Origin of the sequence: Shinella sp. HZN7 (genome assembly GCF_001652565.1) — a bacterium.
In the GTDB taxonomy this organism is placed as follows: Bacteria; Pseudomonadota; Alphaproteobacteria; order Rhizobiales; family Rhizobiaceae; genus Shinella; species Shinella granuli.
In genome coordinates, this window is sequence record NZ_CP015737.1 from 456,468 (window position 1) to 469,572 (window position 13,105).

The window sequence follows — 13,105 nt, forward strand, 5'->3', positions numbered from 1 at the left end:
GCCATGCTCCTCGAAAAGACCGCCACCGGCTTCACGCTCTCCCTCGACGGCCGCGAAATCCTGCGCCACGCGGCTGACAATCCCGCCCTCTTCACTGGCCGCGGCGAGGAGCGCATGGACATGTATCGCGGCAATTTCGATATCGAGGACTATGTGGTCGAGCGTGTGGCGCTCGCCCATGCCGAGGTTGAGGGCGACACGATCCGCCTTTCCAACGCGCCCGGCCAAGCGGTGCGCCTCGTGCTGACGGTCGAGGGCGACAGCCTGCTGCTTGCCGCGCCCGACGCCTCCGTCAACCGCCTCTGGCTGCGCACGGTCGCCGGGAAGGACGAGCACGTCTGGGGCGGCGGCGAGCAGATGTCCTATTTCGACCTGCGCGGCCGCCGTTTCCCCCTCTGGACCTCCGAGCCCGGCGTCGGCCGCGACAAGACGACCGAGATCACCTTCCAGTCCGACGTGACGGGCAAGGCCGGCGGCGACTACTACAACACCAACTATCCCCAGCCGACCTATATCTCCTCCCGGCGCTATGCGCTGCATGTGGATACCACGGCCTACGCCGTCTTCGATTTCCGCCGCGAGACCTTTCACGAGGTGGAAGTCTGGGAAGTGCCGGAAAAGATCGAATTCTTCGCCGCCGATACCTTCCGCGACCTCGTCGGAAAGCTCTCGCTGCGCTTCGGCCGCCAGCCGCAGTTGCCCGAATGGGTCTATGGAGGCGCGATCATCGGCCTCAAGGACGGCAAGACGTCGTTCGAACGACTGGAAAAAATTCGCGCCGCCGGCGTGAAGGTCTCGGGCCTGTGGTGCGAAGACTGGGTGGGCCTGCGCCACACCTCCTTCGGCGCGCGCCTCTTCTGGGATTGGGTGGGCAACGAGGAGCGCTATCCGCATCTGCGCCAGAAGATCGCCGAGCTTGCCGACGAGAACATCCGCTTCCTCGGCTATGTGAACCCCTATCTGTGCGTCGACGGCTCGCTCTTCCCGGAGGCCGAGGCCAAGGGCTATTTCGCGACGGATGCCGAGGGCAAGACCGCGCTGGTCGATTTCGGTGAATTCGATTGCGGCGTGGTGGACTTCACCAATCCCGATGCGGCGGCCTGGTTCGCCGAGCGGGTGATCGGTGAGAACATGCTGGATTACGGCCTGTCCGGCTGGATGGCGGATTTCGGCGAATACCTGCCCATCGACGTGAAGCTTGCCAACGGTGTTGACGCCAAGCGGATGCACAATGCCTGGCCGACGCTCTGGGCCGAGGTGAACGCCAGGGCCGTGGCAAGCCGCGGCAAGACGGGTGAGGCGCTGTTTTTCATGCGTGCCGGTTATACCGGCGTGCAGGCCCATTGTCCGCTTCTGTGGGGTGGCGACCAGTCGGTGGATTTCTCCCGCCATGACGGCCTTGTGACGGTCATCTCCGGCGCGCTTTCTTCCGGTCTCCTCGGCAATGCCTATCACCATTCCGATATCGGCGGTTACACCAGCCTCTTCGGCAATGTCCGCACGGCCGAGCTGCTGATGCGCTGGGCCGAGATGGCGGCCTTCACGCCCGTCATGCGCAGCCACGAGGGCAATCGCCCGCGCGACAACCTGCAGATCGACCAGGACGAGGTGGTACTCGCCCATTTCGCCCGCATGACGACGATCTATGTGCACCTCGCTCCCTACCTGAAGGTGCTTTCCGCGGAAGCGGCCGAAACGGGCCTGCCCGTCCAGCGCCCGTTCTTCCTGCATCACGAGGACGACCGCGCCACCTATGCCATCCAGGACGCCTATCTCTACGGCGCGGATCTCCTCGTCGCGCCGGTCTGGCGAGCGGGCGAAACGGAACGGACCGTCTACCTGCCGAAGGGCGCGCGCTGGGTGCATGTCTGGAGCGGCGCCGCACATGAGGGCGGCTTCGAGGCGACCGTCGCGGCGCCGATCGGTCAGCCGCCCGTGTTCTATCGCGCGGGTGCGGCGCACGAGAAATTGTTCGCGGATATCGGGACGCTCTGATCATGGACACGGCAAGCCTTGCCGTCCTCCTGCTGCTCGCGGCGGGCGCCTCCTATGTGCAGACGCTGACCGGCTTCGCCCTCGGCCTGCTGATGATGGGCGGCGTGGGGCTGACGGGCGTCGTGCCGCTGCCGGATGCGGCCGTTCTCGTCGGCATCCTCGGGCTCGTCAATGCGGCACAGGTGCTCGCCAGGGGCTGGCGCGATATCGCAAGGCGCGAATTCCTGCTGGTGATCTTCGTCAGCCTCGCCTTCCTCGTCCTCGGTTACTGGTTGCTCGGCCTGTTGCTCGCGGCCTCCCTCGACTGGTTGAAACTGGTGCTCGGGGTGATCATCGTCCTTTCCAGCCTCCAACTGCTCCTCAGGCCCGCACCCTACGAAAAGCCGTCGGGACCGGGCTCCTTCGTCTTCTTCGGGGCGATTGCCGGGGTCATGGGCGGGCTTTTTTCCACGGCCGGCCCGCCGCTCGTCTATCATTTCTACCGCCAGCCGCTGCGGCCGGTTTCCATCCGCGAAACGCTTGTCGCCATCTTCGCCGTCAACGGCATCCTGCGCCTGTTTCTGGTGGGGCTGGCCGGCAACATGCCGTCCGCATCCTTCTGGTGGGGCCTGCTTGCGATCCCGGTCGTCATGGCCTTCACCGCGCTCGCCCGCCTCTACCCGCCGCCGCTGACGCCGACGGGCCTGAGACGTGTCGCCTTCTGTCTTCTGTTCCTGTCCGGCCTGTCGCTCGCCGCGCCCGCCTTCCTCAAGCTTTTCGGAGATCTCTCATGACGCACCCGCTGAAAACCGCGCTCAAGGATGCAAGCCTGCTCGCCGACAAGGCCTTCGTCGCCGGCCGCTGGGTTTGCGCCGCCGATGGCAGGACCTTCCCCGTCACCGATCCCTTCGACGGCTCCGTGATCGCCGAGGTTCCCTCGCTCTCGCGCGAGGAGGTTTCCGCCGCCATCGACGCCGCCGAGACGGCACAGAAGCTCTGGGCCAGGCGCACCGCCAAGGAGCGTGCCAAGGTGCTGAACACCTGGTTCCAGCTCATCCTCGACAATGCCGACGATCTCGCGCTCATCCTCACCTCGGAACAGGGAAAGCCGCTCGCCGAGGCGAAAGGCGAGGTGATCGCCAACGCCGCCTATCTCGAATGGTTCGCCGAAGAGGCAAAGCGCATCGATGGCGATATCATCCCCGGCGCCAATGCCGGCCAGCGCATCCTGGTGCTGAAGCAGCCGGTCGGTGTCTGCGCCGCCATCACGCCCTGGAACTTTCCCAACGGCATGATCACCCGCAAGGCCGGCCCGGCGCTCGCCGCCGGCTGCTCCATGCTGCTGAAGCCCGCCTCGCAGACACCGCTCTCCGCGCTGGCGCTTGCCGTTCTCGCCGAGCGTGCCGGCGTGCCGGCGGGTGTCTTCTCCGTCGTCACCGGCGAGGCGCGGCCGATCGGCACGGAGTTCTGCCATAACCCCAAGGTCGCCAAGATCACCTTCACCGGCTCGACCGGCGTCGGGCGTTGGCTGATGAAGGAGGCTGCCGACGGCATCAAGCGCCTGTCGCTGGAACTCGGTGGCAACGCACCCTTCATCGTCTTCGACGACGCCGACCTCGATGCGGCTGTCGACGGCGCGATGATCTCGAAGTTCCGCAATGCGGGCCAGACCTGCGTGTGCGCCAACCGCATCTATGTGCAGGAAAGCGTCGTCGAAGCCTTCACGGAGAAGCTGCTGGCGAAGGTTTCTGCGATCACGCTCGGCCGGGGCACGGACGCCGGCATCACGCAAGGTCCGCTGATCGACGACAAGGCCGTCGCCAAGATCGAGGAGCATGTGGCGGACGCGCTGGAGAAGGGCGGCCGGCTGGTGGCGGGCGGCAAGCGCAGCGTGCTCGGCGGCACCTTCTACGAGCCGACGGTCATCACCGGCGTCACGCAGGCGATGAAGGTGGCGGCGGAAGAGACCTTCGCCCCGTTGGCACCGATCATTTCGTTCAGGGACGAGGACGAGGTCATCGCCATGGCGAACGACAGCGAATACGGCCTTGCCTCGTATTTCTACGCGAAGGACATGGCTCGGGTCTGGCGCGTCGCGGAGGCATTGGAGGCGGGCATCGTCGGCGTGAATTCCGGCCTGATCGCCAACGAGATGGCGCCCTTCGGCGGCGTCAAGCAGTCTGGCCTCGGCCGCGAGGGCTCCAAATACGGCATCGAGGGCTTCCTCGAAATCAAATATGTCTGCGTCGCGGGGCTTTGACATGGCCCTCGATTGCGACATCCTCGACCTTAACTGAGCGCGTCAAGCCAACAAAGCTCACGGTTACGCAGCCCCACAAGCGGAATGCGCCTTGGAGGTGCCTCAGGCCGTCGCTCCCCATCTGATCTTCAGATCGAGTACGACGGGTTCCCGTTCGGCATCTTCCATTTGATTGCGCTCGGTCAGGGACCATCCACCTTGAGGGCGGCAGGGTTGGTGGTTTCGCGGACGATCCGGCTCAGTAATCCACGATCCGGTCGTCGGCCGGGTCGGCCCAGCGCGTGTTCGGCACGGTCGAGAACCAGCCAGGGCGGGCGGGGTCGCGGTCATAGGCGTAGCCGCCCAGCGACTTGTAGAGATCGGAATACCGGCCGAGCTTGTCGTGGTCGAGCGTGACGCCGAGGCCGGGGGCGGTGGGCACGGCGATCTTGCCGTCGACATAGCGCATCGGGCCGCCGACGATCACGTCGTCGACGAGCTGGTGATAGTGCGCATCGCCCGTGAAGACGAGGTTCGGCAGCACCGCGCCGAGATGCAGCATGGTGGCGAGCTGGATGCCGAGCTCGCCGGAGGAGTGCACGGCGATGCCGAGCTGGAAGGTCTCGCAGACGGCGGCCGCCTTGACGCAGGGCCGGATGCCGCCCCAGAAGGTCGTGTCGAGCAGGATGACGTCGCAGGCCGGCGCCAGAACATTGGTGGCAAGCTGCTCGAAATTGACGACGATCGTGTTGGTGGCGAGCGGTATATGCGTGTTCTCGCGCACGCGGCGCATGCCGTTGAGGCCCCAGGTCGGGTCCTCGTAATAGTCGTTGTTGAGGTCCTCGATGCCCTTGGCGAAGCGGATCGCCTCCTCCACGGTGAAGGCGGCATTGGGGTCGTAGCGCACGCTGTCGGTGCCGACGGCCTTGGCCAGCGCCCGGTAGACCTCCAGTTCGTAATCCGGCGGAAAGACGCCGCTCTTCAGCTTGTGGGCGGTGAAGCCGTGCGACTTCTTGAGGTTGAGCGCCTGATCGATGAGCTGGTCGGCAGTGCGGATCTCGCCCGCGCCTGTCTCCTTGTTCGGCAGGCGGAAGAACAGGTAGCTGGCAAAGCCCACCGCATCGCGCATCTTGCCGCCGAGAAGATCATAGACCGGCACGCCGAGGAACTTGCCCATGATGTCGAGGCAGGCGAACTCGATGGCCGCATGCATCTGCGTGCGGTTGTTGTAGAGGCTGGCGGTCGGATTGCAGATCTTGAAGCGGAGCTGCTCCAGTTCGAACGGATCGTGGCCGACGAGATAGGGCTTCAGCGCCCGGAAGGCGGCCTCGGCGCTTTCGCCGCCGCCGCCCATCTCGCCGAGCCCGACGAGGCCGACATCGGTCTCGACCTCCACGATGGTGCGCACGAAGCGTCCCCAATGGGCGCCGTTGGAATGGCGCAGCGGCGCCTCGAGCGGCACCGTCACGGTGGTGGCGCGGATGTCGGTGATGACGGGCCGTTTCATGGCGGGTCTCCGGTTCTCGTTCATTCGGGCAGGACGATGCCGAGCTTGGCCATCGTGCCGCCATCGATCTTGATGTCCGCGCCCGTGATGAAGCGGGCCTTGTCGCTGGCGAGGAAGGCGACGAGATCGGCGATCTCGGAGGGCTTTCCCACCCGGCCGACCGGATGGCCCTTGCCCCACAGCGCGATCGTCTCGTCCTGGCTGTGCTCGCCCTTCCACAGGTCCGCCGCCCAGCGCAGCATGGGCGTATCGACGGAGGCGGGGCAGACGGCGTTGACCGTGATGTTGTCCGCCGCATGGTCGAGCGCCATCGCGCGCACCAGGGCATTGATCGCGCCCTTGCTGGCCGTATAGGCCGCGACGCCCGCCTGCGAGGCGTAGGCCTGCACGGAGGAGATGGCGACGATCGCCCCCCCGCCGCGCTTGCGCATTTCAGGGATGGCGAAGCGGGAGGCGAGGTAGATGCCCTTCAGATTGATGTCGAAGACGTCGTCCCAGACATCTTCCGGCGTGTCGACGACCGTGCCGTAGCGCTGGATGCCGGCGCAGCAGGCGAGCACGTCGAGGCCGCCATGGCGCGCCACGGCCGCGGCGACGGCGCGCTCCATGTCGTCCGCCCGGCGCACGTCGCCGACGAAGCCGGAGGCATTCGGCCCGATCGCCGCGACGGCCTCGTCCACCGATGCGGCATCGTTCGCGACGACGAGGACCCTGCCGCCGGCACCGGCGAACCGTTCCGCGCAGGCCCGGCCCATGCCGAGGCTGCCGCCGGTCACGATGATGCTCCTGCCGGAAAATTCATCCGCGCTCATGATCGTTCTCCTCCACATCCTTCCTAGCTAACATTCTACCATACCAGATTGTCAACCGGCATTTCTCAGAAGTGTCAGCCGGCGAATTTCGGTTCGGGAATACCGGTGCCGGCCCCGTCGATCGCAACGAGGCTGCCTTCCGCCGGATTTGCGGCAAGGTGCTCGGCCGTCATCGTGAAGCGGGCGGAGGTGACGTAGAGGGTGGAAAAGTCCGGGCCGCCGAAGGTGCAGCTCGTCGGCCAGGTGACGGGCAGTTCCGCCAGCGCCAGCAGCGCGCCATCGGCGGTAAAGCGCGCGACTGAGGCGCCGCCGACCACCCGGCAGTTCCACAGCGTGTCCTCGGCATCCATGCAGGAGCCGTCCGGCAGGCCGCGCTCGAAACCGCTGACGATGGTGCGCCGGTTGCTGATCGTCCTTGCGACGGGGTCGTAGGCGAAGGCGTAGATTTCGTTTTCCGGCGTATCGGCGAAGAGGAAGCGGCCGTCGTGCGTCCAGCCCATCGTGTTGGTGATGCCGTATTCGCGTGGCGTGAGCTGCGTGACGGTGCCGGTGGGGTCGATCCGGTAGATGGCGCCGGACTTGCAGTCCATCGCCCGGGGCGAGCCGTCCGGGTTGAGATTGTTCTGCATGGTGGCGACCCAGAAGGAGCCGTCGGGCGCGACGCGGCCTTCGTTCAGCCGGTTGTCGGCAAGGTCCGGCTCGGGCACAGCGAAGGTCTCGAAGGCCTCGCCCGGCCGCCAGAAGGCGACCTCGCGGCGCAGCCCGACGATGAAGCCGCCGGAGGCGCGAAGGCCGATCGACGTCGGGAAATCCGGTGCCGGCCAGGTGGCATGCTCGCCGCTGCGCGGCACGTGGCGGTGGATGCGCTTGCCGCCGATATCTACCCAGTAGAGCGCCTGTTCCTCGCCGGACCAGATGATGCTTTCGCCGACGATGTCGCCCGCGGCGTATTCGATCCTTGCCTTCACGCGCAGCCCTCCCGCATCTGCCAAATTCACGTTGACAATAGCTGAGAGTGAATCTAATTCAATGTCACTAGGTACCTATATGATAGGTAGGAGGCGACGGGATGGAATCGAAGTCGGAACCGGATGCGGCCGGCGGGCAGAAGGGTGGCGAAGGTCTGCTTGGCGGCGTCATGGATGCCGTCCGGATCCACATCCGCGAAAACGGCCTGCAGGTCGGCGACTGGCTGCCGAGCGAGGGCGCCTTTGCGGAAAAACTCGGCGTTTCCCGCGGCATCGTGCGCGAGGCCTATCGTTCGCTGTCCGCGCTGACGCTGATCGATATCGGCAACGGCCGGCGCCCGCGGGTGGCCGCGCCGAGGGCCGACGTGCTGGCGCTGGTCACAGACCATGCCGTGCACACCGACCAGGTGACGATACAGCAGATTTTCGATGTCCGCCGCACGGTCGAGCGCCGGACGGTCGTGCTCGCCGCGATGCGCCGCACGGACCGCGAGGCCGCCGCGATCGTCGCGCTGGCCGAGGCGATGCAGCGCGATTTCGACGCGCCGCAAAAGGTGATGGAGCACGACATCGCCTTCCACGAGGCGATCGGCGCGGCGTCGCGCAATCCGATGTTCTCGCTGATCGTCGGCTCGTTCCATGTGGTGACGCGCCAGACCTGGCCGATCGGCTGGGCAAGCCGCGCCAGCAACGAGACGCGGCAGGAAAGCATCGACGGTCACATGACCATCGCCCGGGCCATCGCCAATGGCGACCCGACGACGGGTGAACAGGCGATGGTCGAGCATTTCGACCTGACGGTAAAGGCGCTGCTGGCGGCGGGAGTGTATTGAGCATGAAGATCACAGCCTTTGAAACCGTCCGCGCCCGCGACTTTCCCAACATCCTCTGGGTGCACATCCACACCGACGAGGGCCTTGTCGGGCTCGGCGAGACCTTCTTCATGGCCGCGACGGTGGAAGCCTATATCCACGAGGTCGTTGCGCCGAAATTGCTCGGCCGCGATCCCCTGGAGATCGACCGCATCTCGAAGGACCTGACCGGCTATCTCGGCTTCCGCTCGACAGGGGCGGAGATGCGCGGCAATTCGGCGGTGGATATCGGCCTGTGGGACCTTTTCGGCAAGGCGACGAACCAGCCGATCGCCCAACTGCTCGGCGGCTTCTCGCGGCGCGAGATCCGTACCTACAACACCTGCGCCGGCAACACCTACATGCGCGACGCGAAGGGCCAGCAGACCGGCAATTACGGCATCGGCGGCCCGCGGCGCGACCATGACGACCTCAACGGCTTCCTGGAGCGGGCGGACGAGCTTGCCGAGGACCTCCTGTCGGAGGGCATCACGGCCATGAAGATCTGGCCGTTCGACATCGCGGCGGAAAAGAGCGGCGGCCAGTACATTTCCGGCCCGGACCTGCGCAAGGCGCTCGAACCCTTCGAGAAGATCCGCAAGCGCGTCGGCGACCGCATGGACATCATGGTCGAGTTCCACTCCATGTGGCAGCTCACCCCGGCCATCCAGATCGCCCGGGCGCTCGAGCCCTACGCCACCTTCTGGCACGAGGACCCGATCAAGATGGATTCGCTCTCCAGCCTCAAGCGCTATGCGGCGGCCAGCCGCGCGCCGCTCTGCGCCTCGGAGACGCTCGCCACCCGCTGGGCCTTCCGCGACCTGATGGAGACGGATGCCGCCGGCGTCGTCATGCTCGACCTTTCCTGGTGCGGCGGGATCTCCGAGGCCAAGAAGATCGCCACCATGGCGGAGGCCTGGCACCTGCCGGTCGCCCCGCATGACTGCACCGGTCCCGTCGTGCTCGCCGCCTCGACGCACCTGTCGCTGAACGCGCCGAACGCGCTCGTGCAGGAAAGCGTGCGCGCCTATTACAAGACCTGGTACGCCGATCTGACGACGCAGCTGCCGACCGTGGCGAACGGCATGATCACCGTTCCCCCCGGGCCGGGCCACGGCGTCGATCTCGCGCCGGATCTCGACCGGAAATTCGATGTCTCGCGCCGGACTTCGGCGCTGGAATAATTGCGTCATGATGACCGCTTGACTTGTATGGTAGTAGGCTAGTAGCCTGTAACGGGATGGAGGAGGCCGGAATGCAGAACATCAAACCGCAGCGCGTTCTTTCGGCCGCCGAAGCCGTCGGGCCGCAGGTCTACCGCATCCTGCGCGAGCAGATCATCCAGGCCGAGCTGACGCCGGGCGAGCGCATCTCCGAGGCCGAGATCGCCAAAAGCCTGTCGATCAGCCGCCAGCCGGTGCGCGAAGCCTTCATAAAGCTGTCGGAGGAGGGCCTTGTTCAGGTCCTGCCGCAGCGCGGCACCTATGTGACGCGGATTTCCACCGCCTCCGTGATGGACGTGCGCTTCGTGCGCGAGGCGATCGAGGCCGATATCGTGCGCCAGGTCGCCGGCGAGCACACGGCCGAGACCGTGCGGGCGCTGCGCGACCAGATCGCAAGGCAGAAGCAGGTGCCGCAGGACGACCGCGCCGCCTTCCTGCGGCTCGACGAACTCTTCCACCACACGCTCGCGGCGGCCGCCGGCCGCGCCTATGCCTGGAGCGTCATCGAAAGCGTCAAGGCGCAGATGGACCGCGTCCGCTTCCTCAGCGTCGACGACCTCCACATCGGCCGGCTGATCGACCAGCACGAACGCATCGTCGATGCGATCGCCGCCGGCGACGTCGGCAAGGCCGAGACGGCGTTGCGCACGCATCTGCGCGAAATCCTCAAATCGCTGCCCGAGATCGCCCGGGCGCGCACGGAATTCTTCGACGGCGTGGCATGACGCCGGGACGACAACGATTGATGTTCAACGGGAGGTACGCATCATGACGATCCGGAAATTTCTTGCAGGAACGGCTCTCGGGCTGGGGCTGATGGCCTCGGGCGCCAGCGCGGAAGGTCTCAATATCGCCTTCATCAGCCATTCGTCCGCCTCGAACACCTTCTGGCAATCGGTCAAGAAGGGCTATGACGATGCCTGCGGGAAGGTCGGGGCCTCGTGCCAGCTGATCCTCACGCAGACCGAAGGTTCGGTCGAGCAGGCCGTCGCCAATCTTCAGGCGGCCATCGCCTCCAGGCCGGATGCGATCTTCGTCGCGATCGTCGACAACAACGCCTATGACAATGTGATCAAGGAAGCCGTCGATTCCGGCATCCTCGTGCTCGCCGTCAACGTGGACGACAGCGACGGCGCCAACGGCAATGCCCGCAAGGCCTTCATCGGCCAGGGCTTCACCGCGGCCGGCTATTCTCTCGCCAAGGCGCAGTCGGAGAATTTCCCCAAGGAAGGCCCGCTCAACCTGCTGGTCGGCGTCAATGCGCCGGGCCAGACCTGGTCCGAGCAGCGCGCCGGCGGCGTGATGAAGTTCCTGGAAGAGTACAAGGCCGAGCATGCCGACCGCGAGATCACCATCACGCGCATCGATTCGGCCACCGATCTCGCGCTGACCGCCGATCGCATCGGCGCCTATCTCAATGCCAACCCGGACACCACGGCCTATTTCGACACCGGCTACTGGCATGCCGGCGTCGCCAAGGTGCTGAAGGACCGCGGCATCGAGCCCGGCAAGGTGCTGCTCGGCGGCTTCGACCTCGTGCCGGAGGTCCTGCAGCAGATGGAAGCCGGCTATGTGCAGGTGCAGGTCGACCAGCAGCCCTACATGCAGGGCTTCATGCCGGTCATGCAGGCCTACCTGTGGAAGACTGCCGGCCTGACGCCGTCGGACATCGACACGGGGCAGGGCATCGTCACGCCCAAGGACGTGCCGACGATCCTCGAAATGGCAAAGCAGGGCCTGCGCTGATCCGGCGCTCCTATGGGAAACCGGTGCCTTGCCGCTCGGGCGGGGCACCGAAGCACGAGTGGAGCCCATGAAGCGGTTTCTGAAAATCTATCTCGACAAGCCGGAGCTTGCGGGCCTTGCCCTGCTGATCGTCCTGCTTGCCGTCTTCCAGGTGAAGTCGAACGGCGTGCTTCTCTCCTTCGAGAACGTGCGCGGCGTCATGGGCCTCCTGCCGGAAATGGCGCTCGTCGGCATCGGCGTGACGATCCTGATGATCTGCGGCGAGTTCGACCTGTCGGTCGGCTCCGTCTTCGCGCTGATGCCGATGTCGATGGCGGTGATCCTCAATTCCGGCGTGCCTTTCACCGCCGCCGTGCTGCTCGGCCTTGCGATCTGCGCGGTGATCGGCTTCGTCAACGGCTATGTGACGCTGCAATTCTCGATCCCGAGCTTCATCACCACGCTCGGCATGCTGTTCATCGCCCGCTCGCTCACCATTGTCATATCCGGCGGCTTTCCGCCGCTGCTGCCCTCCGACCTGCCGACCTGGCTCTTCACGGACTATATCTGGCAGGGCGCGCTCTTCCGCATGTCCTTCGTCTGGTTCGTCGGCATCGCCGTTCTTGCCGCAGCGCTCCTGTCGCTCACCAATTTCGGCAACTGGATCCGCGCCACCGGCGGCTTCAACGAGGCGGCGGCCTCGATGGGCATTCCCGTCAAGCGCGTGAAGATCATCTGCTTCATGCTCTGCTCGGTGCTTGCCGGCTTTGCAGGCCTGCTCCAGGTGCTGCGCCTCGGCTCGCCGCTGCCCTCGATCGGCGAGGGGCTGGAGCTACAGGCGGTCGCCGCGGCCGTCATCGGCGGCACGGCGCTTGCCGGCGGCATCGGCACGGTCTTCGGCGCCATCATCGGCACGCTGCTCATCCGCACCATCGACAACGGCCTCGTGCTGTCGCGCGTCGATGCCAACTGGTTCAAGTTCGCCATCGGCGTGCTCACCATGTTCGCGGTGATCGCCAATGCCTGGATGGGGAAGATGTCCCGCAAGATCAAGGTGGAGGCGCACAAGTGACGACACCGGTCATCGAATGCCGCAACCTGCAGAAATGGTACAGCGGCGTACACGCGCTGAAGAATGTCAACCTCACCATCCATCCCGGCGAGACCGTCGGCCTCGTCGGCGACAACGGCGCCGGCAAGTCGACGCTGATCAAGATCCTCTCCGGCGTACATCACCAGGATTCCGGCGAGGTGCTGATCGAGGGCAGGAAGGTGGACCTGCGCAGCCCGAAGGATGCGATGCGCCACGGGCTGGAGACGATCTACCAGTACAATTCCATGGTCCCGACCATGTCGATCGCCCGCAATCTCTTCATCGGCCGCGAGCCGTTGAAATGGTCGGTCTTCGGCTTCGGCCTCATGGACCAGAAGCGCATGCGCGCCGAAAGCGTGCAGGCCATCGCCGATGTCGACCTGCACCTTCGCTCGCCGGATGCCTTGGTCGGCGAACTGTCCGGCGGCCAGCGGCAGGGCGTGGCGATCGCCCGCGCCATGCATTTCAAGTCGAAGGTGCTGATCCTCGACGAGCCGACCAACCATCTTTCCGTCAAGGAGACGGACAAGGTGATCGGCTTCGTGCGCGGCCTGAAGGCACAGGGCCTCACCGGCATCTTCATCTCGCACAACATGCAGCACGTCTTCCAGTCCTGCGACCGCATCGTCGCCATGGCGCGCGGCGAGATCGTCTTCGACAAGCCGACCGCCGCGACCTCGATCGACGAGGTCCACGCCCTTCTGTGAGGAGAC

At 65.7% G+C, this 13,105-nt stretch carries 12 protein-coding genes; 9 read left to right on the forward strand and 3 right to left on the reverse strand.

Annotated features, from left to right (window positions below; genetic code table 11):
* The first annotated feature begins 3 nt into the window (after positions 1–3).
* Genes shn_RS24465 through shn_RS24475 form a run of 3 tightly spaced genes read left to right on the forward strand, consistent with a single transcriptional unit; the run spans position 4 to position 4,234 of the window.
* Positions 4–1,995, forward strand: a complete 1,992-nt coding sequence (locus shn_RS24465) for an alpha-glucosidase (protein WP_064333109.1) — start codon at positions 4–6, stop codon at positions 1,993–1,995.
* Between the two features lie 2 nt (positions 1,996–1,997).
* Complete coding sequence (locus tag shn_RS24470) at positions 1,998–2,768, forward strand: TSUP family transporter (protein ID WP_064333110.1); 771 nt, start codon at positions 1,998–2,000, stop codon at positions 2,766–2,768.
* Complete coding sequence (locus tag shn_RS24475) at positions 2,765–4,234, forward strand: NAD-dependent succinate-semialdehyde dehydrogenase (RefSeq protein WP_064333111.1); 1,470 nt, start codon at positions 2,765–2,767, stop codon at positions 4,232–4,234. The genes shn_RS24470 and shn_RS24475 overlap by 4 nt, the downstream gene beginning before the upstream one ends.
* Positions 4,235–4,472: 238 nt before the next feature.
* Here the strand turns inward: shn_RS24475 and shn_RS24480 are convergent, their stop codons facing one another.
* The 3 genes from shn_RS24480 to shn_RS24490 all read right to left on the reverse strand — a co-directional run bounded on the left by shn_RS24480 (position 4,473) and on the right by shn_RS24490 (position 7,500).
* Positions 4,473–5,720 carry an enolase C-terminal domain-like protein gene (locus tag shn_RS24480; RefSeq protein ID WP_064333112.1) on the reverse strand — a complete coding sequence of 416 codons (1,248 nt, stop codon included), beginning with the start codon at positions 5,718–5,720 and terminating at the stop codon, positions 4,473–4,475.
* A 20-nt stretch (positions 5,721–5,740) separates the two neighbouring features.
* On the reverse strand, positions 5,741–6,532 hold the full coding sequence (locus tag shn_RS24485; RefSeq protein ID WP_064333113.1) for an SDR family NAD(P)-dependent oxidoreductase: 792 nt from the start codon (positions 6,530–6,532) through the stop codon (positions 5,741–5,743).
* A 74-nt stretch (positions 6,533–6,606) separates the two neighbouring features.
* Complete coding sequence (locus shn_RS24490; protein ID WP_245337436.1) at positions 6,607–7,500, reverse strand: SMP-30/gluconolactonase/LRE family protein; 894 nt, start codon at positions 7,498–7,500, stop codon at positions 6,607–6,609.
* A 101-nt stretch (positions 7,501–7,601) separates the two neighbouring features.
* Here shn_RS24490 and shn_RS24495 point away from each other — a divergent pair, with 101 nt between their 5' ends.
* From shn_RS24495 to shn_RS24520, 6 genes are all read left to right on the forward strand, one after another.
* Positions 7,602–8,333 (forward strand): FadR/GntR family transcriptional regulator, encoded by a 732-nt coding sequence (locus shn_RS24495; RefSeq protein ID WP_064333114.1) that lies wholly within the window; start codon positions 7,602–7,604, stop codon positions 8,331–8,333.
* 2 nt (positions 8,334–8,335) lie between these two features.
* Positions 8,336–9,535: a mandelate racemase/muconate lactonizing enzyme family protein gene (locus tag shn_RS24500; protein WP_064333115.1), complete on the forward strand. Its 1,200-nt coding sequence runs from the start codon at positions 8,336–8,338 to the stop codon at positions 9,533–9,535.
* Positions 9,536–9,606: 71 nt separating this feature from the next.
* Positions 9,607–10,299 (forward strand): GntR family transcriptional regulator, encoded by a 693-nt coding sequence (locus shn_RS24505; RefSeq protein ID WP_064333116.1) that lies wholly within the window; start codon positions 9,607–9,609, stop codon positions 10,297–10,299.
* A 43-nt stretch (positions 10,300–10,342) separates the two neighbouring features.
* A complete protein-coding gene (locus shn_RS24510) occupies positions 10,343–11,320 on the forward strand; it encodes a sugar ABC transporter substrate-binding protein (protein WP_064333117.1) in 978 nt (325 codons plus the stop codon).
* A 67-nt stretch (positions 11,321–11,387) separates the two neighbouring features.
* On the forward strand, positions 11,388–12,371 hold the full coding sequence (locus shn_RS24515) for an ABC transporter permease (RefSeq protein ID WP_064333118.1): 984 nt from the start codon (positions 11,388–11,390) through the stop codon (positions 12,369–12,371).
* Positions 12,368–13,099, forward strand: coding sequence for an ATP-binding cassette domain-containing protein (locus shn_RS24520; RefSeq protein ID WP_064333119.1), 732 nt, complete (start codon positions 12,368–12,370; stop codon positions 13,097–13,099). The genes shn_RS24515 and shn_RS24520 overlap by 4 nt, the downstream gene beginning before the upstream one ends.
* The last annotated feature ends 6 nt before the right edge of the window (positions 13,100–13,105 follow it).